This window comes from Roseateles chitinivorans (assembly GCF_050632235.1).
Classification (GTDB): domain Bacteria; phylum Pseudomonadota; class Gammaproteobacteria; order Burkholderiales; family Burkholderiaceae_C; genus Roseateles; species Roseateles chitinivorans_A.
Genome location: NZ_CP192584.1, coordinates 3,846,553 through 3,870,258, shown reverse-complemented (window position 1 = coordinate 3,870,258; position 23,706 = coordinate 3,846,553). Strand labels below are relative to the sequence as shown.

19 protein-coding genes are annotated in these 23,706 nt (G+C 70.6%); 7 read left to right on the top strand and 12 right to left on the bottom strand.

Annotation, left to right across the window (positions count from 1 at the left end):
• Positions 1-136 precede the first annotated feature (136 nt).
• The gene (locus tag ACQ859_RS17740) at positions 137-799 is read right to left on the bottom strand and encodes a response regulator (RefSeq protein WP_431262027.1); all 663 of its coding nucleotides are present in this window, start codon (positions 797-799) and stop codon (positions 137-139) included.
• The gene (locus ACQ859_RS17735; protein WP_431262026.1) at positions 789-2,324 is read right to left on the bottom strand and encodes a sensor histidine kinase; all 1,536 of its coding nucleotides are present in this window, start codon (positions 2,322-2,324) and stop codon (positions 789-791) included. Before ACQ859_RS17735 ends, ACQ859_RS17740 begins: the two co-directional genes overlap by 11 nt.
• Positions 2,325-2,496: 172 nt before the next feature.
• Here ACQ859_RS17735 and ACQ859_RS17730 point away from each other — a divergent pair, with 172 nt between their 5' ends.
• Positions 2,497-3,462, top strand: a complete 966-nt coding sequence (locus ACQ859_RS17730; protein WP_431257394.1) for a hypothetical protein — start codon at positions 2,497-2,499, stop codon at positions 3,460-3,462.
• A gap of 104 nt (positions 3,463-3,566) precedes the next feature.
• Here ACQ859_RS17730 and ACQ859_RS17725 read toward each other — a convergent pair whose 3' ends face one another.
• Positions 3,567-4,481 (bottom strand): c-type cytochrome, encoded by a 915-nt coding sequence (locus ACQ859_RS17725; RefSeq protein ID WP_431262025.1) that lies wholly within the window; start codon positions 4,479-4,481, stop codon positions 3,567-3,569.
• Positions 4,482-4,642: 161 nt separating this feature from the next.
• On the opposite strand from ACQ859_RS17725, the gene ACQ859_RS17720 reads away from it, so the two are divergent.
• Genes ACQ859_RS17720 through ACQ859_RS17710 form a run of 3 tightly spaced genes read left to right on the top strand, consistent with a single transcriptional unit; the run spans position 4,643 to position 8,591 of the window.
• Complete coding sequence (locus ACQ859_RS17720; RefSeq protein WP_431262024.1) at positions 4,643-5,017, top strand: c-type cytochrome; 375 nt, start codon at positions 4,643-4,645, stop codon at positions 5,015-5,017.
• A complete protein-coding gene (coxB, locus tag ACQ859_RS17715; protein ID WP_431262023.1) occupies positions 5,014-6,027 on the top strand; it encodes a cytochrome c oxidase subunit II in 1,014 nt (337 codons plus the stop codon). Before ACQ859_RS17720 ends, coxB begins: the two co-directional genes overlap by 4 nt.
• Entirely contained in the window at positions 6,024-8,591 is a 2,568-nt protein-coding gene (locus tag ACQ859_RS17710) for a cbb3-type cytochrome c oxidase subunit I (RefSeq protein WP_431262022.1), read from the top strand. Before coxB ends, ACQ859_RS17710 begins: the two co-directional genes overlap by 4 nt.
• Positions 8,592-8,835: 244 nt before the next feature.
• On the opposite strand, the gene ACQ859_RS17705 is transcribed toward ACQ859_RS17710, so the two are convergent.
• A complete protein-coding gene (locus tag ACQ859_RS17705) occupies positions 8,836-10,284 on the bottom strand; it encodes an NAD-dependent succinate-semialdehyde dehydrogenase (RefSeq protein WP_431257400.1) in 1,449 nt (482 codons plus the stop codon).
• A gap of 210 nt (positions 10,285-10,494) precedes the next feature.
• Between ACQ859_RS17705 and ACQ859_RS17700 the strand changes: the two genes are divergently transcribed.
• Positions 10,495-12,975, top strand: coding sequence for a mechanosensitive ion channel domain-containing protein (locus tag ACQ859_RS17700; protein WP_431262021.1), 2,481 nt, complete (start codon positions 10,495-10,497; stop codon positions 12,973-12,975).
• A 74-nt stretch (positions 12,976-13,049) separates the two neighbouring features.
• Entirely contained in the window at positions 13,050-13,715 is a 666-nt protein-coding gene (locus ACQ859_RS17695) for a flavin reductase family protein (RefSeq protein WP_431266584.1), read from the top strand.
• Between the two features lie 13 nt (positions 13,716-13,728).
• On the opposite strand, the gene ACQ859_RS17690 is transcribed toward ACQ859_RS17695, so the two are convergent.
• From ACQ859_RS17690 to ACQ859_RS17660, 7 genes are all read right to left on the bottom strand, one after another.
• Positions 13,729-14,820 carry a porin gene (locus ACQ859_RS17690; protein WP_431262020.1) on the bottom strand — a complete coding sequence of 364 codons (1,092 nt, stop codon included), beginning with the start codon at positions 14,818-14,820 and terminating at the stop codon, positions 13,729-13,731.
• A 118-nt stretch (positions 14,821-14,938) separates the two neighbouring features.
• Positions 14,939-16,018 carry a Bug family tripartite tricarboxylate transporter substrate binding protein gene (locus ACQ859_RS17685; RefSeq protein ID WP_431262019.1) on the bottom strand — a complete coding sequence of 360 codons (1,080 nt, stop codon included), beginning with the start codon at positions 16,016-16,018 and terminating at the stop codon, positions 14,939-14,941.
• 127 nt (positions 16,019-16,145) lie between these two features.
• Entirely contained in the window at positions 16,146-17,729 is a 1,584-nt protein-coding gene (locus ACQ859_RS17680) for a sensor histidine kinase N-terminal domain-containing protein (RefSeq protein WP_431262018.1), read from the bottom strand.
• The gene (locus ACQ859_RS17675; protein ID WP_431262017.1) at positions 17,726-18,391 is read right to left on the bottom strand and encodes a response regulator; all 666 of its coding nucleotides are present in this window, start codon (positions 18,389-18,391) and stop codon (positions 17,726-17,728) included. Before ACQ859_RS17675 ends, ACQ859_RS17680 begins: the two co-directional genes overlap by 4 nt.
• 223 nt (positions 18,392-18,614) lie before the next feature.
• Positions 18,615-19,031, bottom strand: a complete 417-nt coding sequence (locus ACQ859_RS17670) for a hypothetical protein (RefSeq protein ID WP_431262016.1) — start codon at positions 19,029-19,031, stop codon at positions 18,615-18,617.
• 192 nt (positions 19,032-19,223) lie between these two features.
• The gene (locus tag ACQ859_RS17665; protein WP_431262015.1) at positions 19,224-20,627 is read right to left on the bottom strand and encodes a DUF2325 domain-containing protein; all 1,404 of its coding nucleotides are present in this window, start codon (positions 20,625-20,627) and stop codon (positions 19,224-19,226) included.
• Between the two features lie 137 nt (positions 20,628-20,764).
• Positions 20,765-21,097 carry a hypothetical protein gene (locus ACQ859_RS17660; RefSeq protein ID WP_431262014.1) on the bottom strand — a complete coding sequence of 111 codons (333 nt, stop codon included), beginning with the start codon at positions 21,095-21,097 and terminating at the stop codon, positions 20,765-20,767.
• 479 nt (positions 21,098-21,576) lie between these two features.
• On the opposite strand from ACQ859_RS17660, the gene ACQ859_RS17655 reads away from it, so the two are divergent.
• Positions 21,577-21,993, top strand: coding sequence for an Ohr family peroxiredoxin (locus ACQ859_RS17655; protein WP_431266583.1), 417 nt, complete (start codon positions 21,577-21,579; stop codon positions 21,991-21,993).
• Positions 21,994-22,127: 134 nt separating this feature from the next.
• Here the strand turns inward: ACQ859_RS17655 and ACQ859_RS17650 are convergent, their stop codons facing one another.
• Positions 22,128-23,660 carry a peptidoglycan D,D-transpeptidase FtsI family protein gene (locus tag ACQ859_RS17650; RefSeq protein ID WP_431262013.1) on the bottom strand — a complete coding sequence of 511 codons (1,533 nt, stop codon included), beginning with the start codon at positions 23,658-23,660 and terminating at the stop codon, positions 22,128-22,130.
• Positions 23,661-23,706 lie beyond the last annotated feature (46 nt).

Sequence of the window (23,706 nt, the reverse complement as noted above, 5' to 3'; positions counted from 1 at the left end):
CGGAAGAATGGAAACGGGGAGCGCGGTCACGGGAACACAGGAACCCGGCGGCGGCGATGCGGGCGTGCGGACGCGCCCGGAGAGGCGCGTCGTTCCGGCCCAGTCTATCCCGGTAGGCCGGGCGCTTGCGCGCTCTTCAACCGGTGCGGTCGCCACGCCCGGCATCGCCGTGGCGGCTCGCGAGCAGTGCCGCCTCGACGCGGCTGCGGACCTGCAGCTTCTGCAGGATGTTGGTCACGTGGTGCTTGATCGTCTTCTCGGACAGGAACAAGGCGTCGCCGATCTCGCGGTTGGTCCTGCCCGCGCCGATCAGCGACAGGATGCTGCGTTCCCGGTCGGTCAGCTCCTGCAACGGATCCGGCGCCTTGCGCTGTGTCAGCGACACCAGCATCTCCGCGGCGATCGACGGCGACACGTACACCTCGCCGGCCACGGCCGCGCGCAGCACGCCGGCCAGTTCCTTGCCCGACACGCCCTTGAGCACGTAGCCGCGCGCGCCGGCCTTGAGCGCCGCGAGCAGCTTGTCCTTGTCTTCCGACATCGTCAGCATCACGATCGCCGTCGCCGGGCAGGCCATCGCGATGCGCTCGGCCGTCGTTATGCCGTTCCAGCCCGGCATGCTGATGTCCAGCAGCACGGCGTCCGGCAGCAGCGCCTGCGCCAGCGCCAGGGCCTCCTCGCCGGACGCGGTCTCCCCGACGACCCGGAAGCCCGGATCCAGCGCCAGCGAATGCACCACGCCCTGGCGGAACAGCGGGTGGTCGTCGACCACCAGCACCTCGATCGCGTCAGCGCTCATCATCCGTCCTCGTCACGTTCAAGTCCTCGTCCGCACGGGCCTGCACCGTCGCCGGCAGGGTCACGCGGATGCGCGTCCCCTGTCCCGGCGCGCTGGTCACGGCGAAGGTCCCGCCCTGCGACTCCACGCGCTGGCGCATCCCGCTCAGGCCGAGCCGCCGACGGGCGCGCGCCTGCGCGGGATCGAAGCCCGGGCCGTCGTCATCCACGGCCAGCCGGATGCCGGACGCGTCGCTGCGCAACTCGACGCGGCATCGGCTGCCGCGCGCATGGCGGAACACGTTGGCCAGCGACTCCTGCAGCAGCCGGTACAGCGTCGTCTTGATCCGCAGCGGCGAAGGCAGCGCCGGATCGACGACGGTCTCCAGCGTCACCGGCACGGCGCCCTGGGTCTTCGCCTCGAAGTCGCGGACCACGCGAGCCGCGACGGCGTCGAGCGCCAGCGGCTCCAGTTCAGGCAGCTCGAGGTCCGCGGAGATCGCCCGCAGGTCGCGCATGGCGGCCTGCACGGCGTCGCTGATGCGGTCCAGGTCGCTGGCCAGCATCACGCCAGCGGTCGTCGCTGCCGTCGCGCCGGCCATCGCATCGGATGCTGCATCGGATGCGCGGGCCGCCTGACCATCACGCAGGTTCTTGATCTGCATCAGCGCGAAACCGAGGTCCTGGCTCGGACCATCGTGCACGTCGGCGGACACGCGCTGCAGCAGCGCCTCGTTGATCGAGATCGCATCCTCCGCCGCGCGTCGCACACGGGCGTTCAGGGCGTCGTTCTGCGCATGCATCGCGGTCAACTGCATCAGCCGCTCGCGCAGTTCGTTGCGCTGGGTGACGATGGTGAGGCTGCCCCGGCGCACGAGCAGGAACAGCAGCAGGTAGGTCGCCAGCATCGTGCCCGCGACGATCAGCCAGCCGCGCCGCTGCGCGCTGCCCGCCTCGCGGTCGATCTCGTCGGGCATCTGGTAGAACTCGGCGATCGCGCCGATGTGCCCGCGCCCAGCGGTGTGGATCGGCGTGTAGGTCTCGATCATCCGCTCCAGCGGCTGGCCGTGATCGGTCTGCCGGCGACCGCGCCGCACGCTGATCTCCGAGTAGACGCTGCCGGCCGCGGCGACCTCCAGGCCCTCGTCGATCTCGAGCTTCTGGTCGACGCCTTCGCCGTCGCTGCTGAACAGCACGACGCCGTCCGGACGCCAGATCCGCAGCGACACGATGCGCCTGGCCCAGTCCGCATCGACGACCAGCGCCTCCAGCGCGCGGCGATCCGCCTCATCGATCCGGCCCGTCCGGTTCAGGCCGTCGAGATGCGGCGCGATGAAACCATCGACGTACAGCGCGGTGTCACCGCCGATGCGGTGCACGACGCTTTCCTCGACCTGCTTGCCGACCCACCAGCCGATGACCAGCGTGGAGGCGAGCAGGACCGGGAAACTGACCAGCAGGAACTGCTGGGACAGCGACAGCGAGAGGGATCGCAACAGGAATCGCGACGGGGGCCGTGGCGTTGGCGGCGGGGCCGTGGAACTCATTCGGCGGCACTGTAACAGCGTGCTTCCGGTCCGCCCATGGACCAAGGTCCCGACCGGTCGCGACCTTCGTCCCGGTGCGATCCCGCCCTTGTGCCCTGGGCGCGGCGGCGGCGGATTCCTAGCATCGCGCTGTCTTCAGACACCCCTTCGCACAACCTCCCGGGAGCACCCCATGACCTCGACCCGTTCCTCCTCTTCCCTGCGCCGCGGCCGCGCGCTGCTGACAGCCCTGGCGCTGACCGCCGCGAGCGGCCTGGCGATGGCCGCTTCCTCCAAGGGCTGCGACGGCGGCGGCTTCCGCGTGCTCGGCCTGAGCGGCAAGGCCAACCAGACCGTGGCCGCGGGCAGCGTGCCGGCGCGCTTCCTCGTGCAGGGCAAGTATGTTCAGTTCGAGGTCGACGCGGCCAGCTTCGGCATCCGCGACTACGTCCTGACCGGCGCGGCCAATCCGCTGGACATGACCGGCGGCGTGCCCACGCCGGTGTTCGCCTCGAAGCTGCCCGACCACCGCGGCGCCGCGCTGACCGGCGGGGTCGACGTGGAACTCGACACCACCGACATCGTGCTGATGCGCGAAGGCCCGCAGGTCGCGATGAAGATCCAGGCCAAGGACTGCGCCAACGGCGGCGTGTTCCAGATGGAAGTCGCGCGCACCGACGGCACGTCGACGGTGTTCACGCACGTGCTGGCCACGCACCCGTCGAATCCGAGCCTGAACGCCTTCTACTTCGACAACCGCAACTTCCGCAACCTGGAGGGCGACGCCCTGCCCTACAAGGACACGACCGTCGTCGTGACGCCGCGGGTGAACTTCGGCAACGACTACTCGTCGCGCTTCGTCGGCCGCGACAGCCCGCAGGTGGCGACGCGCATCAGCGATGCGGCCTGCGTGAACCCGATCGTCAAGCGCGACGGCACGATCGCCAAGGTCAGCCATTGCGGACTGACCTCGCGCTGGGACGTCAGCAGCGGCGGCCGCATGGGCATGGTCTTCGGCGAGGACGCCACCGAGGTCGCCCCGCCCGCGACCATCTGTACCCACAAGTGCCAGGCGCAGAACCAGGTCAAGGGCCAGGCCCGCTCGCTGGGGTCGCCGTTCCCCGTCGCGCCCGCCGACCGGTTGCTGCCGCGTCAGTGAGGCCTCGGCCGTGATGCCTCATCAGTGAGGCTTCGTCCGTGAGGTTTCGTCCGTGAGGACGTCTTGAAGCGACATCGGCGATCCGCCTCGCGCGGTCGCCGATGTCAGTGCGTCAGCAGATAACGCGCCATCAGCCGCGCCTGCGTCTCGCTGACGCCGAGCGTCGGCATTGCGTTGTGCGCATCGATCGCCTGCGGATCACGGATCCACGCGGTCAATCCTTCCTCGGTCGGTGCCGCCTTGCCGCCGATGCGGTCACGTCCCGCAAGGCCGCTCAGGCGCGGACCGTTGGACGTGTCCGGCCCGACCACGCCGGGGATCGTGTGGCAGGCCGTGCAGCCGTGCTGGCGGAATGCGCGCTGGGCGAGCTCGACGGTCGGCAGCGGCGGTACCAGCGGCGCGGGCGCGTCGACGAGACCGTCGCATCGCGCCGCCGTCGTCGAGGTCGCGGCGCGCTTCGCCCCTTCCGTCGCTGCCCCTCCCGTTTTCCCGACCTCGACCGGAGACTTTTCCGTCGATGCGGTCAACACCCGGTACTGATCCGGCGTCATCAGCGGCAGCGCGTCGAGGAAGGCGACGATGCCCCAGAGTTCGCCCTCCTCCAGCCGGTATTCCCAGGCCGGCATGCCGCTCATCTTGATGCCGTTGCGGGTGATCCAGTAGAGGTCCTGCGGGCGCCAGTGGCGGGTCGCCTCCACGAGCGAGCTCGGCACCGGCTGCATGCCGAGCGCGAACGCCTGCGGCGCCACGCCCGGCGCGCCGTGGCAGGCGACGCAGCGGTCGCGGAAACAGGCGGCGCCCTGCATCACGCGATCCCGGGTGAGCAGATCACGCGGCGGCGGATGCGCGTCCGCGCGCCGCTGGACCGCGCGCTGCAGCGCGATTTCCAGCAAGGAATGCACCGGCTGCAGATGCGGCCCGGTCGCCGACACGTCGTAGACGCCGAACCAGACGAAGGCCACCGCACCCGCCGCCCCGAGCACGCCGGCCGCGGCGCCGGCGGCCAGGACGGCTTTCACGGGGGAGAAGCGACGCGGCGGTTCGGTCATGGCCGCAGCAAGGCAAGCGCGATGCCGGGGCGGCGGCATGCCGGCGACGTTCCGGTCGTCGGCCCGCGGTGGCCGGCCCCGGTACCCGATGCCGACTGCGGGGCGGGCACTTCGTGTGCCGGGGAGCGCGCATGACCCGCCCCTGCCTCCTGTCGATCGCCCTCGGCCTGCTGCTCTCGGCCTGCGGCCCCGCCCCGGACGAGCCGCTGCGGCGCTGGCAGGTCGACGCCGCCGACCTCGAGCGGGGGCGCCACCTGATGGCGCAGTTCCAATGCGGCAGCTGCCATGCCGTGCCGGGCGTGCCCGGCGGCGGCCAGCGGGCGCCCGCGCTGGAGCGCTTCGGCCGGCGCGCCTACATCGCCGGACAGCTGCCCAACTCGCCCGAGATCCTCCAGCGCTGGCTGCTGGATCCGCCGGCGCTCCTGCCCGGCACGACGATGCCGCGACTCGGTCTGTCGGAGCGCGACGCGCGCGACATCGCCGGTTACCTGCTGTCGCTGCGATGAGCGCGGGCGGCATGCTCCGGCCCGCCGGTCCGCAAGCGGAGGCACTGGCCGGCGTCATGAACACGACGCTGATCGTCTGCGCCTTCGCCTTCGTCTTCGCGATGGCCTGCCTGGCCGGGGCGCTGTGGTGGCGAGGCCGTCGGCCGGTATCGACCGCGCTCTGGCTCTGGGGCGGCGGCCTGGTGCTGCCGGTCCTCGTCTTCGGCGGCCTGCTCCTCCACGGCGAACGGAGCGCCTACGGCCTGGACGATCCGTCGCCGCCGGGCGCACTGCGCGTGGCCGTCACCGGCCATCTCTGGTGGTGGTCGATGCGCTACGAGTCCGAGCCGGACGCTCCCGCGTTCGCGACGGCCAACGAGTTGCGCGTGCCGGTGGGCCGGCCGGTGACCCTGACGCTGGCGTCGGACGACGTGATCCACAGCTACTGGGTGCCGGCGCTGGGCGGCAAGGTCGACATGGTGCCGGGGCGGCTCAACCGGTTGACCTTCACCGCCTCCCAGCCGGGCGTGTTCCGCGGGCCGTGCTCGGAGTACTGCGGCACCCAGCATGCGGCGATGGTGCTGCAGGTCGTCGCGATGCCGCCCGAGGACTTCGCGCAATGGCGGCGCGCGCAGGCCGGCGCCGCGCCGGAACCGGTCTCGCGCCAGGCGCTGCGGGGCGCCGCGCTCTTCCGTGAGAACGGCTGCGCGACCTGTCACGCGGTGCGAGGTTCGGCGCGGCACGACGTGGCGGACGCACCGCCGCTCGGGCCCGACCTGACCCACGTGGCGAGCCGCCTGTGGCTGGGTGCCGGCGCGCTGCGCAACCGCGATCCGCTCGGCGATCCGCGCACGGCCCTGCGGCAATGGATCACCGACGTGCAGCAGGTCAAGCCCGGCGCGCGCATGCCGTCGTACAAGCATCTGCGCGCCGACGAGATCGATGCGATGGTGGAATTCCTCGCCGGACCGCCGGTGGCGGGCGGCGGGTCCGATCGCCCGCTGGTCGCCGCCACCTCACTCGCGCCATGAGTGACATGACCGACGCGATCGACGACGGCCACGCGGGCGCAGCGGACACCGCGCCGTCGCCCGACAGACCCCGCCCCTCCAACCGGCTGCCGAGGCCCGACGGTGAACTCGATCGCCTGCGCGCCGCGTGGGAGCCGCCCAAGGGCTGGCGCGTGATCGGCAGCGTCAACAACGTCTTCATCGGCAAGCTCTACATCGCGACGGCCTTCGTGTTCCTGCTGCTGGGAGGCGTGCTGGCGCTGCTGATGCGCGCGCAGCTGGCCGCGCCGGACCAGACGCTGTTCAGCGCGCCGGTCTTCCAGCAGCTGTTCACCATGCATGGCACGGTGATGATGTTCCTCTTCGCCGTGCCGATGGTCGAGGCGATCGCCGTCTTCCTGCTGCCCAACATGCTGGGCGCGCGCGACCTGCCCTTCCCGCGCCTGTCCGCCTACTCGTTCTGGATGTATGCCATCGGCGGGCTGGCCTTCTATGCCACGCTGTTCTGGCAGCTCGCGCCCGACTCGGGCTGGTTCATGTACCCGCCGCTGAGCAGCGCGAAGTACTCGCCGGGACTCAACGCGGACTTCTGGCTGCTGGGCATCGGCTTCATCGAGATCTCCGCGATCGCGGGCGCGATCGAGCTGATCACCGGCGTCCTGATGACGCGAGCGCCGGGCATGACGCTGAGCCGCATGCCGGTCTACGCGTGGTCCATGCTGGTCGTCGGCCTCATGATCGTGCTCGCGTTCCCGGCGGTGATCGCGGGCACGGCGCTGCTCGAGATCGAACGCGCCTTCGACTGGCCGATCTTCGACGCCACGCGCGGCGGCGATCCGCTGCTGTGGCAGCACCTGTTCTGGTTCTTCGGCCACCCGGAGGTCTACATCATCTTCCTGCCGGCGGCGGGGCTGGTCTCGACGATGGTGCCGGCGCTGGCGCGCACCACGTTGATCGGCCGCCACGCGGTCAGCACGGCGCTGGTCGCCATCGGCGCGGCGAGTTTCCTGCTGTGGCTGCATCACATGTTCACCGCGGGTCTCGGCGGACTGGGGCTGAGCCTGGTCTCGATCTTCAGCGTCGCCATCGCGATCCCGGGCGCGCTGCAGGTCTTCGCCTGGATCGGCACGCTGTGGCGCGGACGCCTGCAATGGACCACGGCGACCTGGTTCCTCATCGGCTTCCTGGTCACCTTTGTCGTCGGCGGCCTGACCGGCGTGATGCTCGCGCTGCTGCCGATCGACTGGCAGGTGCACGACACCTACTTCGTCGTCGCGCACTTCCACTACGTGCTCATCGGCGGCATGGTGCTGCCGATGTTCGCGGCGCTCTACCACTGGATCCCGTTGTGGAAAGGCCGCGCGATGTCGGAGCGCGCGGGCCGATGGGTATTCGGGCTGATCTTCGGCGGCTTCCACCTGACCTTCTTCCCGATGCACATCGCCGGGATGCTCGGCATGCCGCGCCGCGTCCACACCTATCCCGCAGGGCTGGGCCTGGAACTGCCCAACCTGCTCTCCTCCGCCGGTGCCTTCATCATCGCCGCGGGGGTGCTGCTCTTCGTCATCGACCTCATCCGGAGCCAGCGCGGCCCGGAGCAGGACCACAACGATCCGTGGCGCTCGTCGACGCTGGAGTGGCTGCCGAGCGAGACCTACGGCACGCGCAGCATTCCGCAGGTCGAGCACCACGAGCCGCTGTGGCATCGCCCCGCCTTGCATGCGGAGGTCGAGGCCGGCGCGCACTGGCTGCCCGGCACGATCACCGGCGATCGTGAGACGCTGCTGACCAGTCCGGTCCAGGCGCGCCCGCTGCGGGTGGTGCTGATGGCGGGGGACAGCCTGTGGCCCGTACTGGCGGCGATCGGCACGGCGGCCTTCTTCCTGTTGATGACGGTGAAGCACGTCAGCGGCACGGTGGCGGGCGGTGTCCTCGCGATCGTCGCGATCTGGGCATGGCTGTGGCAGACCGACCGGGCGCCGCCGTTCGAGGAGGCCGAGGCGGCCGACGGCGTGATCCTGCCGATGGGGGTCACGGGTCGCCAGGCGCCGTCGTTCTGGGGCGTCGTGATCCTGATCGTGGTCGAGGCGACGATCTTCGCGTCGATGGCCTTCGCGCACCTGCACGTGGCGATGACGCTGGACGTCTGCCCGCCCCCGGGCGTGGGCCTGGCGAGCCACGCGACGCTGCTGATGCAGACCCTCGGCTACGCGCTGAGCCTGGTCTTCGTCGTGTGGGCGGGCCTTGGCGCCTGGCGTGCGCCAGTGTCGACCTGGCGTGCCGTGCTGCTCGTGCCGGCTTTCGGATCGGCCGTGCTCGCGTTCTACAGCGGCTTGCAGACGGCGTGGCCAGCGGAGCGTCCGCCGACCCTGGATGCATGGACGGGCACCTTGGCTGCGCTGCACAGCCTGCAGGGCTTGCAGATCGCCGTGGCGCTGATGCTGGCGCTGTACTACGCGGCCCGGATCGGATCGGGGCTGATCCGTCCCCGACAGCACGCCACGCGCGAGGCGGTGGTGCTGCTATGGGGATGGATCTGCCTGCAGGGGATGATCACCGTGTGGTGGCCCTGGCTGGTGGCCTGAGGCTGGATGGCTCGGTTGGCGCGACGAGCGGAGCGAGCAAGCCTGTAGAGAGAGGCGGTGCGAGGACTCCGGTGGTGACCGTTTGAGGGCATCGTCCGAGGAGTCTCGCGAGCGGAGCGTGAGAGCGACGACGGCCCCACAGCGAGCGCATATGAGCGTCGTCAGAGCCGTTTTGGTTCCTTTGTCGGCGGACAAAGGAACTCGCCCGCCGGGGCGAGACCCGGCGGGCTGGAGGGAGGTGTGCTCAAACCCCGAGCAGCGACACGGCCTTGGTATTGAGGTAAGCCTCCAACGCCTCCGGCCCCCCTTCCGACCCATACCCCGAGTCCTTCACCCCGCCGAACGGCATCTCGGCGGACGGCGTGGCGGGCTGGTTCACCCACAGCATCCCGACCTCCATGCGCTGCGCCAGCAGATGCGCGTTCTTGATGGACTTCGTGAACGCATACCCCGCGAGCCCGAACGGCAGCCGGTTCGCTTCCGCGATGGCTTCCTCGAGGGTATCGAACCCACGGATGGCCGCGATCGGCCCGAACGGTTCGTCGTTGAACACCGAGGCGTCGAGCGGCACGTCGGCCAGCACCGTGGGCGCAAAGAAGTTGCCGGCGCTGCCGACGCGTTCCCCGCCGGTGGCGATCTTGGCGCCACGCTCGCGGGCTTCGGCGACGATCTTGGACATGGCGACGACGCGTCGCTCGTTGGCGAGGGGGCCGAGGGTGGTGCCTTCCGCGAGGCCGTCGCCGAGCTTGAGTCCCTGGGCATGCTTGACCATCGCCGCCGTGAACTCGTCCTTCAGGCTGTTGTGCACGAGGAAGCGGGTCGGCGAGATGCAGACCTGCCCGGCGTTGCGGAACTTCGCGGCGCCGGCGGCTTTGACCGCGAGGGCGACGTCGGCGTCCTCGGCGACGATGACCGGCGCATGGCCGCCGAGCTCCATGGTGACGCGCTTCATGTGCGCGCCGGCCAGCGATGCGAGCTGCTTGCCGACCGGCGTGGAGCCGGTGAACGTGACCTTGCGGATGACCGGATGGGGGATCAGGTAGCTGGAGATCTCATGCGGGTCGCCGAAGACCAGGCCGACGGTGCCGGGAGGCACGCCGGCGTCGACGAAGGTCTGCAGCAGGGCGGCGGGCGAGGCTGGCGTCTCCTCCGGCGCCTTGACCAGGAACGAGCATCCGGTGGCGAGCGCCGCGCCGAGCTTGCGCACGATCTGGTTGACCGGGAAGTTCCACGGCGTGAAGGCTGCGATGGGGCCGACGGGTTCCTTGAGCACGAGCTGCTGCGCGGCCAGGTTGCGCGACGGCACGATGCGGCCGTAGACGCGCCGGCCTTCGTCGGCGAACCATTCGATGATGTCGGCGCCGGCGAGGATCTCGCCCTTCGCTTCCGCGACGGGCTTGCCCTGCTCCTGCGTCAGCAGCTTCGCGATCTCCGGCGCGCGCTCGCGCAACAGCGCGGCGGCGCGGCGCATCGTCGCGGCGCGTTCATGCGCGGACACGTTGCGCCAGGCCTCGAAGCCCTTCTGCGCCGCGTCGAGGGCGCGGTCCAGGTCGGCCTTGCTCGCGTGCGCGACCTTGCCGATCACGGTGCCGGTCGCGGGGTTGCGCACGTCGATGGTCTTGCCGCCGGTGGCGTCGACCCATTCGTTGGCGATCAGCAGGCGGGTGTCGGGATAGGAAGCGGTGGTGGTCATCGTGGGGTCCTCGAAGACGTGAGAAGACGTGAGAAAGCGTGATGGGTCACTCTACCCGCTCGATGCCGGCGGACGCATCACGCAGCGGCATATCCGACATCACCGGACGCCATACCTGGCGCAGGGCGTCCGGAGGGGTCGCAGAGCGCCCCGATGACCCGGGACCGCCGCTTGCCGCCCAGGCGGCACCCTGGTTTCCCCGATGAATGGATGACTGTTCTCCCGACTCCCCTGGCCTGCCGGTCCTCCCGCCGCGCGCCGCGCCTGCTGACGTGGCTGTCGTGGGCGCTGCTGGTCTGCGCCGTCACGCTGTCGGCGCCGGCCTTCGCGCAAGACCCGGCGCCCGAGCCGACCGACCCGGCGAAGCTGCTGGACATTTCCCGCACCGAACTCAAGGCGATCCAGCCCAAGCCGGGCAAGGAACTGACGGCGGAGGACCTGGGCGACATCAAGGACAAGGTCGGGCGCGTGCAGTCGCGCATCGAGCAGGCGGTGTCCGCCCTGCAGCCGAGGCTGAACGACGCGAAGTCGCGCCTGGAGCAGCTCGGCGCGCCGCAGGCGGACGTCAAGGAGACGCCCGAAGTCGCCCAGTTGCGCGCGCAGCTGGGTCGCGAAGTCGCCACCATCGATGGTCAGATCAAGGTCGCGAACGACTTGGCCGGCCAGGCCGAGGGCACGCTGCGCAGCGCGACCGCCGCCCAGCGGCTGCAGTTGAGCGCCCGGCTCGGCGAGCGCGTGCCGTCATTCCTGCAATCGGGGTTCTGGCGCTCGCTGAGCGCCGACCGCGCCGCGGACCTGGAACGCGCGCGGGTGTTCGGGGCCGAACTCGGCGCCTTGTGGGCCACTGTCCCGGCCACGGCGTGGCTGACCTTCTGCGGCGCGGCCGCGGTCTGGCTGGTGCTCTGCCTGGGCGCCCGGCGATTGACCGCGCGCCTGTGCGCCACCCGCCTGCCGCAGGGCCGGCTGCGCCGCTCGCTGTTCGCGGTCAGCGAGGTCCTCCTGCGCACGCTGCGGCCCGGCCTGATCGCGCACGGGCTAGTCCTGACCCTGACGGCCAGCCTGGTCGACGGCGCCCCGCAAGGTCCGGACTCGCTGGCGCAATGGCTGGACACGGCCGAGATGATCGTCTGGTTCGGCGGATTCATCGCCGGTCTCGGCGCCGCGCTGCTGATGGCGCGCAAGCCGTCGTGGCGTCTGCTGCCGGTGCCCGACGCGGCCGCCTTGCGGCTGGCCTGGCTGCCGCGCACGCTCGCGGCGGCCGTGGTGCTGGGCTGGTTGTCGTCGCGCACCGCGGCGACGCTGGATCTGAGCGTGGCCGCGAGCGGCGCCGTGCAGACGCTGGCGTCGCTGACCTTCGTCGCGGTGCTGGGCCTGGCCATTGCGCAACTCCGGCGACACACCGGCGTGTCGCCGGACGCGCCAGATGCCGCCGATGCGGGCACCGGCGCCGCGCCTGAACTCGTCATCCGCCCGCTCTGGCTGTCGGTCCTGCGCGCCGCGGCATGGCTGACGCTGGTGGGCGCCTCGCTGGCGCTGCTGACGGGCTTCGTGTCGCTGGCGATGTTCGTCCTCAACCAGGTCGTGTGGGGGCTGATCGTGCTCGGCGGCGCCTACCTGCTGACGGTGCTGGTCGACGACCTCTTCATGACGCTGCTGGCGCCCTCGCCCGCCGCCGCGTCGGGCGAGGGCAAGGGCGACGGCAAGGCCGGCGACAAGGCGAACGGCAAGGCCGCCGCAACCGCCGACGGCCCCGCGCCGCCGCGCACGCGCGAGCAGACCGCCCTGCTGTTGTCCGCCGTCTGCCGCGTGTCCATCGCCTTCTTCGCGCTCCTGCTGCTGCTCGCCCCCTACGGCGAAGGGCCGATGGACCTGGTGCGCCGCTCCGGCAGCCTGCAGGACGGCCTCACCATCGGCACGCTGGAGCTCAATCCGCTCAAGCTGCTGCAGGCGCTGGCCGTGCTCTTCGTCGGCCTGGCCGCGGTGCGCCTGCTCAAGGGCTGGCTGTCCGAGCGTTACATGCCGACGACGCGCATGGACGTCGGCATGCGCTCGTCCACGACGACGCTGTTCGGCTACGTCGGCACCGTCGCCGCGATCGCCGCGGCGCTGACCGCTGTCGGCTTCAGCCTGCAGAGCGTGGCCTGGGTCGCCAGCGCGCTGTCGGTGGGCATCGGCTTCGGCCTGCAGTCCATCGTGCAGAACTTCGTCTCCGGCCTGATCCTGCTGGCCGAGCGGCCGGTGAAGGTCGGCGACTGGGTCTCGCTGTCCGGCGTCGAGGGCGACATCCGCCGCATCAGCGTGCGGGCGACCGAGATCCAGATGGGCGACCGCTCCACGGTGATCGTGCCGAACTCCGAGTTCATCACCAAGATCGTCCGCAACGTCACCTACGGCGAGTCGCTGGGCATGGTGCAGTTCAAGCTGCCGATGCCGCTGGCGACCGACACCGACCGCGTGAAGGCGCTGGTGCTGGCGGCGTTCCAGGCGCATGGCGGCGTGTTGTCGACGCCGGCGCCGAACGTGCAGCTCGACGGCGTGGACGGGACCAACCTGGTGCTCAACGCCTCGGGTTTCGTGAACTCGCCGCGCGCGGCGTACGGGATCAAGAGCGAACTGCTTTTCGACGTGCTGTCACGGCTGCGGGCCGAGGGACTGCTGCCCGGCCAGACCTCGCCGCCGGCGCCGGTCTGAACTCCACCTTGAAGCAGGATCCGGCGACCGCCGTCACAATGGTCGCCGCCATGAAGACGCCCCTGAACGAACGCCTGAACCCGCACGTCGCGCCGGTCCCGCTGAACAAGGCCTACCGGTTGCTCAACCACGGACCGACCGTGCTGGTGTCCGCCTCGCACGGCGGCGTGCGCAACGCGATGGCTGCGGCCTGGTCCTGCGCGCTGGACTTCCAGCCGCCCAAGGTGACGGTGGTGCTCGACAAGGCCACGCGCACCCGCGAGCTGGTCGAGGCCAGCGGCTTCTTCGTGCTGCAGGTGCCGACGGCGGCGCAGGCCGTGCTGACGCACCGGCTGGGCAACCGCAGCCTGCATCAGGATCCGGAGAAGCTCAGCCATGCGGGGGCGAAGCTCGTCGACATCGACCTGCCAGCCGATGCGGGAACGATGGCGGAAGCGGGACCGGATGCGGGACCGGATGTCGGCCCGGGCGACGCCATCGCGCGTGCCGTCCCGCTGGTGGACGGCTGCGCCGCGTGGCTGGTGTGCCGGGTCTTGCCCGAGCCGCGCAACCAGTGGATCTACGACCTCTTCATCGGCGAGGTCGTCGCGGCCTGGGCCGATGCCCGCGTGTTCAGCGACGGGCATTGGCACTTCGAGTCCGCGCCGCCGGAACTGCGCACGCTGCACTACATCGCGGGCGGCCAGTTCTACGCGATCGGCGAATCGATCGTCGTGCCGGACACGCCCGCGGCGGGGTGAGGGGCCGAGCCGGTCAGAACCGGTGCTGGATCCCCAGGCCGACGCTGGACTGCGCATCGGCGAAGCCGTTGTCGTCGCGCGAGACGCTGACCACGCCGCCGTCGCCCGACTTCGCCGTCGAGGCGACCGCGTACAGGCTGGTGCGCTTGGACAGCTCGTACTTCGCGCGCAGCGCGTAGAGCTTGGGATCGTCGGTGCCGCTGGCGCCGCTGGAGATGTTCTGGAAGTAGACGGCCGGCGTGATGCTCAGCGCGGGCGTCGCCTGCCAGGTCGCGCCCAGCCAGGTCATCGTGCTCTTCGCGTCGGCGCCGCCGACGGCGAATTCCTTCTTGTAGACGCGCTGCGCCAGGAACAGCTTGACCGGCTTCCAGTCGTAGGACGCGGCCCAGTGCAGCGCCTTTTCCTTGTCGTAGCGGCCGTTGGCGGCGATCGTCGCGCCGTTGCGCTGGTCGACGACCAGCGTCGCCGAGAACGGTCCCGCCGTGTACGCGCCGGCCAGCGCGAAGAAGCGGCCCGCCGAGGCGGAGCCCGTCACCTCGCCCAGCGCGTAGGTCGCGCCGACCTTCACCGGGCCGAAGGTCCCCTGGTACTTGATCAGGTTGGACATGCCCGTGATCATCCCGTCCTTGCGAGGCTGGGTCGCGATCTGGCCGCCGGACGTGGCCCACGAGTAGAACGGCGCGTAGCCCATCGGATCGAAGGGCAGCAGGAAGTCGTAGGTGGTCGTGTACGAGCGGCCGGCCACGACGCGGCCGAACTCGCCTTCCAGGCCGACATTGGCCTGACGCCCCCAGTACGACGAGCCGGCCATGCCGGTGTCGAAGGCGACCTCGGCCTCGAGCTGGAACACGGCCTTCAGGCCGCCACCGAGGTCCTCGGCGCCGCGCAGGCCCCAGCGGGACGTGTTCATGCCGCCCGAGGTGACGCCGAAGCGGTGGTCGCCGGCGGCGTTCATGTGGTCGCGGTATTCCAGCAGCACGTCGGCAATGCCGTAGACGGTGACGCTGCTCTGCGCGAAGGCGGAGGTCGCGCTCAGGGCCAGCAGGCCGGCGGCGCACAGGGAGTTCAGTCGGACCGGGGTCGTGGTCGTGCGGAAGGATGTCAAGGGAGTCTCCTTGTTGTCGTTGGAAAATCAGGACGCAGGGGCGCCCGCGGTTCTCACTCGGTGAAGACCGGTTCTGGGGGATCGGGAAAAGGGAAGCGGGACCGGTGCCTGGACGCGCTCAGCGCCTGAGGCCGAAACGGGTGGCGAGCTCGACGTACTCGCGGTTCTGGCGATCGATGACGGTGCGCAGCGCCGGCCCGGTGAGCGCGAGCGGGAACAGGCCGTGGCGCACGCGGACCTCGTCGAAGGCCGGCGCGGCCATCAGGCGGTCGAAGGCAGCGGTCCACGCGGCGACGTCGCCGTCTGAGACCTTCGGACCGACATAGAAGCCGCGGATCGCCGGCCAGACGATGTCGACGCCCTGCTCACGCGCGGTGGGAACGCCGGCCAGCGGCCCGGGCAGGCGCCGCTCGGCGAGCACCGCCAATGCGCGGAACGGGCTCGCGGGACCGAGCTTGTCGAAGACCTCCGACGCGTCGCCCATGTAGACCTGGACGTGGCCGCCCTTGAGCGCGGCGATGGCCTCGCCGCCGCCCTCGAAGGCGACGAAACGCATCGACTTGTGATCGACGCCACCGGCCCCGGCGACCAGGGCCGACTTGACCCAGTCCTGGCTGCCGATCGTGCCGCCGGCGGCGAAGCTGATGCGGCCCGGATCGGCCTTCAAGGCAACGAGCAGCTCGGGCAGCGTCTTCCATGGCGACTGGCGGCCGACCAGGACCACGCCGTAGTCGACACCGACGGCGGCGATCCAGCGCACGTCGTCGACGCTGCGCTTGCCGAAGCGGCCGTGCGAGAGGTTCAGCAGGGAGCCGCTGGAGAAGGCCACCAGCGTCTGCGGCTCGGCGGGGCGTCTCGTGACGATCTGGTCGAAGGCGATGGCGCCGACGCCACCCGGCATGTAGCTGATGCGCATCGGCGTCCGCGTGAGCCCGGCCTGCTGGAACGCGGCCTGTGCGAGCTTGCAGCTCTGGTCGAAGCCGCCGCCGGGCTTGGCCGGGGCGATGCATTCGGGCGCGGCATCGCCGCCCGGCAGGGCTGACGCCGCGGGCGCCGAGGCGCCACGGCCCGGCTGCGCCGCGGCGCCGGAGGGCGCGGCCAGCCAGAGGACGGCGGCGAACGCGGCCACCCAGTGCCGCGCGGCTCGAAGCCGCACGGTCGTGCAGCGGCCCGCCCGGGAGGTCGGGATCGATTCCATGTCTTGTCTCCTCGCGGTGATCTGTATCGCCGCCGTCCGCCGTCGATCGCGACCGATCGCGATTCGTCGACAGGACCGCGCGGTCGCCCGCCACCTGCTTGCGGCGGACTCTAGGGACACCGCGCTTTCAGCCGGCTTTCAGCGTGAAAGGAATTTCCGTCGGTTCGCGCAGCGCCAGCCGAAGCGGAAGTCGAAGCGTCACGGTGGTGCCACGCTCCAGACCGCCGGCATCGACTCGCGCCGCGGTGATCGCCATGTCGCCGAGGTGGCGGCGCACGATCGCACGGACGATGGCGAGACCCAGCCCCGAGCCAGGCAGATCGACGTTGCTGCCGCGGAAGAAGCGCTCGCCCGCGCGTGGCCGCTCGTCGGCGGGAATGCCGGGGCCGTCGTCGACGACGCGGATCACCGCGACCTGCCCGTCGCGGTCATTCGCTGCATCGGCCTCATCAGCCTCGGCGGCCTTGCCGGCTTCTCCCGACACGCCGGCCTCGCGGCGCTCCATGCCGACCTGCAGCGTCACCACGCCGCCGCGCGGCGTGTAGCGCAACGCGTTGTGCAGCAGGTTCAGCAAGGCCTCGCGCAGTTGGCCCTCGTGGCCGAGCACGACGATGTCCCCGTCCGCGCACTCGAAGCCGAGGTCGATGCCCTGCTCCCGCGCGAGCGGCCAGGATTCGCGCGCGCAGCGGTCGGCCAGGCGCTCCAGCGCGAGCGGCGCCATCGCGACCTGCGCGGTGTCGGCGCGGGCCAGCGCCAGCATCTGGTTGGTGCGCCGCACGGTGTCGTCGATCTGGCCCTTGAGCGCGGTCAGCGCCTCGGCGAGCCGTTCCGGATCGCGCTCCCGGCGTGCGTAACCCACCATCGTCGCCAGGGTGGCCAGCGGCGTGCGCAGCTGGTGCGAGGCGTCGTCGACGAAGCGCCGGCGGCCATCGATCAGTTCGCGCTGCCGCGCGAGGTGGTGGTTGATCGCGCGCACCAGCGGCGCGGCGTCGGCCGGTACCCCGGTCTCATCGACCGGCGAGAGGTCGTCGTCGGCGCGCGCCTCGACCTCGCGCCGCAGCCGGTCCAGCGGCCGCAGGGCCCAGCCGATCACCAGCGCCAGCGTGCCCGCGACGATGGACACGGTCAGCAGGTCGCGCCACACCGCCTGCAGCAGCAGCGCGCGTGAGAACGCGTTGCGCGAGTTGGTACTCTCGGCCACCTGGATGATCATCCGCCGCCCCGGACGCTCGGGCTCGAGCTCACGGGCCCAGGCGCCCACGCGCACCGGCGCGCCGAAGTACTCGGCATCGATGAAGCGCGGCACGCCGGTCTTCAGCGCTTGACCGGGCAGCGGCAGGCCGGCGTTGCCGATCTCGACGAGACCGTCCTCGGTGCTGACGCGGAAGAACACCTGGCCGCTGGCCGTCAGTTCGAAGAACTCCAGCAGCCGGTATGGCATCTCGACGGACAGTCCGCCGGTCTCGGTCGAGACGTTGCTGTCGATCGCCTTGATCGCGCCGAGCAGCGAGCGGTCATAGGCGGAGTTGGCCGCCTGCAGGGCGGTGCCCCAGGTCAGCGCGAGCTCCAGGCCGACGGCCGCCAGCATCACCGGCAGCACCAGCGCCAGCAGCGTCCGGCGGACGCTGAACCGGTGCCACCGGGTCGGCAGCGAGGGCCAGCGCAGGCCGAGGCGCTTCGCCCCCGGCGTCTGCGCCCGGGCCGGACTCATGCCGCTTCCAGCACGTAGCCCAGGCCGCGCAGCGTGGTGATGCGGACCTTGCCGGACTCGATGCGGCGGCGCAGCCGGTGGACGAGCACCTCGACGGCCTCGGGCCGCACGTCCTGCTCGTCGGAGAACAGGCGCTCGAGGATCTCCTGCTTGGACATCGGCTCGCCGCTGTGCTGGATCAGCGTGCGCAGCACCGCGTGCTCGCGCGGCGACAAGGCCAGCGGCTCCCGGTCCAGCGTGAAAAGCTTGGAGGCCGCGTCGTACACCAGCGGGCCGCAGGCGAAACGCGGTTGGTCGCGACCGCGCGAGCGGCGGATCAGCGCGATCAGCCGGGCTTCGAGTTCCTGCAGCTCGAACGGCTTGGCGAGGAAATCATCGGCGCCTTCGTGCAGCGTGCTCACGCGCTCCATCAGCGAATCGCGCGCCGTCAGCACCAGCACCGGGACGCGGGAATCGGCATCCCGCAAGCGGGCCAGCACCTCGTGACCGCCGAGGCCGGGCAAGCCCAGGTCCAGGATCATTGCGTCGTAGCGCGTGGCGGCCAACTGGCTCAGCACCAGCCGCCCGTCATCGATCCAGTCGACGACGAAGTCGTTCTGGCCAAGTGCCTTCACCAGCCAGTCGGCCAGGGGCTTTTCGTCTTCGACGAGGAGGATCCGCATGGCGCGCGATGCTAGCGCCGCGGTGGACGGTGTCGGCTAGTGTCTTTCCACATCCCACCTCCATTCCTGCCGTGGACTGGGCTGTCAGTGACCTGGGGTTTCGCTGGACTCGTCCTCTTTCACATTTGGGTTGTCGAAGACACCGTTCTTGTAGGCGACGTAATAGGTTCCTCCAATCATGATTAGAAAGAACACATACGCCGCTGCGCAATTGAGCAGAAATTCAATCCACATGGAATCCCCTGATGAACAAGAAATAGTGGCCAAACACATTCATGACGACCAAGGACCACACGAATACCGCTCCCGCCACACTGCGTACGGAGGGTCGGTGGCAATTCGCCCCTGTTTCGAGCATCGGCTCAAACCAGCGGACGATGACGATCCAGATCGACAAGGACACAAAAACGAGGGAGGGGGCCAACGAGGGCAGGAACGCCCTGACGCCCTCGTTGGGAACATTGCAGAGGATGTCCGGCCACGTGATTGCCATCGCGCCGTCGAAGACCAGCAGGAGTAGCGACCAATCTGCCCCGGAGGTTTTCAGGGACGTCGGACCTCGCATTGCCAGATTCAGGATCCAGCTGGTGGTTGGTGGCAGTATTCCCGCCAACCAGAATGCCAACATTTCCGGACTCATCGCGTCCTCCAAATACTGCTGAGGAAGACGATCCTAGAACTGCCAGGAGGACTGAAAAGCAAGGCAGCCCGCGTTTTGCGAGGTTCGTGCCATCAAAACAGTGCAAACAAGTAGTCCGGCCTTGCAGCGGGACAAAACGGGGCTAGCGAACCGCCCGCAACGCGCCGGGGACCGATAGAGAAATACCCCTGATCAGCCGTGTCGCAGGCAGAAGCGCCGTGCGCCCGGGCCCTGATCGGCACCGTCTCCCGACGGCACGAGTTCCCGCCGCACCGCAGCCGCGAAACTCGCCAGGCTGGCGCTGCGCAGCGCCAGGAACGGCACCTGGTGCCGCTCGCTGAGGCGCTTGAGGTTGAGCGCCGAATCGTGATCGATGCAGTCGACCGGGAACACCACCAGATCCGCACGCGGCAGCAGCGCCGCCAGCAGGCCCTTGCGCGTCTCGAGGCCGCCGTCGTGGTGCAGGAATTCCCCGTCGCGGCTCTCGACGAAATCGCGAATCGCCGGCGTCGAGCTCGGCCGGCCGCCAACGTAGAGGATGCGACGACCGACCAGCAGCGCCGCGCCATCGCTGCCCGCATCCGGGACGCCGGCGCTGAGCCGCTGCAACTCGGCCTCGGCGGCGGCCAGCTCCTCGGCCTGCGCGCGGACATGCGCCTGCGTGCGCTCCAGCTGCTCCTTCAAGCGCTCCAGTTGCCGCACGGCGTCTTCGGCCACGCGCTCCGCGCGCTCGCGACGCTCGGTCTGCACGGCCACCTGCGCGAGGAGATCCTGCGCCGACGCCGCCGATTCCGACCGCGTGACGCTGGCACGGACCTCCGCCATCAGCCGCTCGGCATCGACGGCCTGCCGGCGCATCTGTTCAGCCATGCGGTCGCGCTCCTGCAGCGCATCGTGCCGGCGCGCCTGCTCGCGCTCCAGCCGCTCCTCCAGTTCCGCATGGCCCTTCTCCAGCTCGACGAAGCGCTGCAGGTCATGCCGGTTCGCCGACGCCATCAGGTGCGACAGCATGTGGACCTCGCCGAACACGGTCTGCCGCAGCGTGACCGTCACGGCCTTGTGCGTCAGCACGGCCCAGTAGGCCCCCTGGATGTCGCCACGCCGCCAGGCCTCGCGCCATGCGGTCTCGAGCGCCGCCTCGTCCGTCGCGGCCGCCAGGGCCCGGACGGCGCCCGCGTGTCGCTGGTCGAGCGCCTTGTGCAGCGCCTTCGCCACGTCGCCGCCCTGCGGCGCGAGGGAGACCGCGGTGTGATGGACGTCCAGGTCGCTCATCCCCGCCACGTCGACGTGGCGGCTCATCAGCCGGCGCAGCTCCGCCGTGCCCAGGCAGTTGCCGATCACCGAGCAATGCAGATGGGGATCGAGTTGATGGAGTCGCGACCGGTTCGCGACCGGCGTGTCAGATGTGGCCGTCGAATCGTCCGGCGTCCCGACGGAGGTCGGCCCCGTCGGCGCCTGCCCGACGATGGACGCGTCTTCGTCGCAGCAGCCGATCGGCGCCAGGCGCCCCGGCATCGCCACCTCGGTGCGCGGGGTGTCCGCGCCGGCGAGCGCGGCCAATCCACGGGGACGGAGCTTGAAGGGAGGCTTGTGCATGGCGGGCGACGGCTGACGACGCTTCGCAATATACCGTCGAATATTACGAAGCGCCTTCCGTCACCCGTTACCCGTTACCCGTTACCCGTCACCCGCCGACGGCGGGCGGCCGGCGCGTCCCGCCGGCTCGCCGCCGATCAGGCCGGCGCGCCGCGCGCCGCGTCGATCGTCGCGATCGCCTCGACGGTGTCGCCGTGGCGGACCAGCCAGCTGACCTTCTCGAGCTGGCGCAGATCGCGGGAGTTGTCCGGGTCGCGCTGCGCCATCAGCTGGCGACGGACATCACGCAACAGATGCATCGCGTTGTCCTGGTGATCGCAGTAGAGCTCGACCTGGACCGCGCGCAGCTGCTGCTGGATCGTCGCGCGGCGCTCCGACCGGCGCGCCATGTCGTCGGGATCCGTCGAGGCCTGGGCCGACGCCGCGGCGAACGCGGCGACCATGGCGAGGATCGGGGTGGACTTGCTCATGTGCTTCTCCTTCGACTCGGCGGGCTCCGCGCCGGTGGCGTCTTGTGCAGGCGTCGCCGTGGGCCGCGGGGCCGGTCGGGCCGATTGCGTCAAACATCGTGTTGCCCTGGGCGTAAGGTGCGCCCACCGAATTAGGGCCTGCTTAAGAAACCGCGCGATCGGGCGTCGGGCGCGTCGTCGCGGCGCTGGACGCACCGGGTTTTACGCGGCCGCAACGTCGCCGTCACGGACCGTCACACGAGGGGTCGCTCCATGACGGCGCGTGACCTTGCCCCGCGCTCAAGTGCAAAGGGCCACCAGGATCGCCAGGGTCACCTTTGGCGGATGGTCCGCCTTTGTATGCCAGTGTGTCCGCCGCCCGCCTCGACACGCGCCGCGCCAATTCGCCAGGGCCCTCACACACCGTCGATACATCGGACCGATGAAATGCGGGCCATGCAGCAAGTGACGCTGTCCTACCGGAGCCCGCCATGTCCTCGATCACCGACCACGTTCAAGTCCTCTACACCGCCAACACCCGCACCACGGGTGGACGCGACGGCCGCGGGCAGTCCGACGACCAGCGTCTGGACGTCCAGCTCGGTTCGCCCGGCACCGCCCGCCCCGGCACGAATCCGGAACAGCTGTTCGCGGTCGGCTGGTCGGCCTGCTTCATCGGCGCGATGGGTCTGGCCGCCCACGCGATCGGCGTCCGCCTGCCCGCCGACGTGGCCGTCGACGCGGCGGTCGACCTCAACAAGGGCGCCGACGGCTACTTCCTGAGCGCCAAGCTGCGCGTCAGCCTGCCCGGCCTGCCCCGCGACACCGCCTACGAGCTGATCAAGCGCGCCCACGACACCTGCCCCTATTCGAAGATGACGCGCGGCAACATCAACGTCGGGCTGGAGCTGGTCTGACGCCGCGGCCGCCCGGGAGTTCCGCCGTGACGCGATGGCTGTTCGCCCTCCTCTTCCTCCTGGGCGGCGCGGCGCACGAGGTGCGCCACCCGTTGCAATGCACCGCGATCACGGGCGGCGCAGGTCCTCGAGGCTCAGGACGCCGGGATCGCGATGCCCTGTAGCCGGAGGGCCTCGCGCAGGACCTCGCGCGACACCGGCGCGGCGATCTGCCCGCCGTAGTAGCCCCCGTCGGTCGACTCGTCGATCAAGGTGGCCACGATCAGCCGCGGCCGGCTGATCGGCGCCATGCCGACGAACAGCGAGCGGTACTTGCCGATGACATAGGCCCGGCCTTCCAGCTTGCGCACGGTGCCGGACTTCCCGCCGATGGCATCGTCCGCATCGAAGGACGCGTTCCTCGCGCCACCCGCGGCCAGCCAGAGCATGCGGCGGATCTGCGCCGCCGTCCTCGCCGAGTACACCGGGACCGGCGCACGCACCGGCGTCGACACGCGCAGACGCAGCGCCAGCACCGCGCCGTCGTCGGCGAAGGCGGTGTAGGCGCGCGCGATGCCCAGCAGGCTGGTCGAGAAGCCGTAGCCGTAGGACATCGTCGCCTGCTCGATCGGCTTCCACCGGGCCCACGGCCGCACCCGGCCGACGGCCACGCCGGGCACCTCGTCGAGCGCCCGTTCGCCGAATCCGAGCCCCCGGAAGCGTTGCCACATCTCCTCGGCGGACAGCGACCGGGAGAGCATCGTCATGCCGACGTTGCTCGATTTCTCGATCACGCCTTCCGCCGTCAGGATGCCGAAGCGGCCCACATCCGAGATGGTCGCCCCTTCGAAGCGGAGGTGGCCCGGGCCCGTGTCGAAGACGGTCTCCGGCCTCACACGACCCAGGTCCAGCGCCGTGGCCATCGTAATCGGCTTCGCAACCGATCCCGGCTCGAAGGCGTCCGACGCGGCGCGGTTCCTGAGCTGGTCCTGCCGCCAATGGCGCCGTTCGTTCGGATCGAAGCTCGGGTAGTTGGCCATCGCGAGGATGTCGCCGGTCCGGGCGTCGAGGACCACGACGCTGCCGGACTTCGCCGCATGGCCGTCCACGGCGTCCTTGATGCGGCGGAAGGCCAGCAGCTGGATGCGCGCGTCGAGGGTGAGCCGGACGTCGCGCCCATCCACCGCGCCGACCGTCTCCGGCGCGTCCGCGATCGCCCGACCCAGCCGGTCCTGGATCACCGCGCGCCTGCCGTCGGTGCCGGCCAGTTCGGGATCGAAGCGGCGTTCCGCCCCTTCCTGCCCGCGATGGTCGACGTCCGTGAAACCCACCACCGCCGCGACGATCTCACCGTCGGGATAGCGTCGCTGGAAACCCTGCCCGGAGGCGCGCGGCACGCTCGATGCGAGGACCGTTCCGTGACGGTCCTGGATCTGGCCGCGCCGCGCCGCCACCGGCGCTTCGGCATGCACGCGCCGGTCGCCCTGCGACGCGTAGAAGTCCTGGCCGAGCAGCTGGATCCATGCCGCGCGCGCGGCAAGACCCAGGAAGCCCGCAAGGAAGAGGAGCAGGACGAAGCGCGCCCGCCAGACCGGTAGCGCCGCGGCCAGGAGATCGCTCCTGTGGAAATGCAGGGGCTGCTTGTGCAGGTGCTTGTGCAGCTGCTGGTGAAGGTGCTTGTCGGCCATCGCGGCGCAGCCTGGCGGCGCGGCGCCGGGCCGCGGGCGGGAAGAT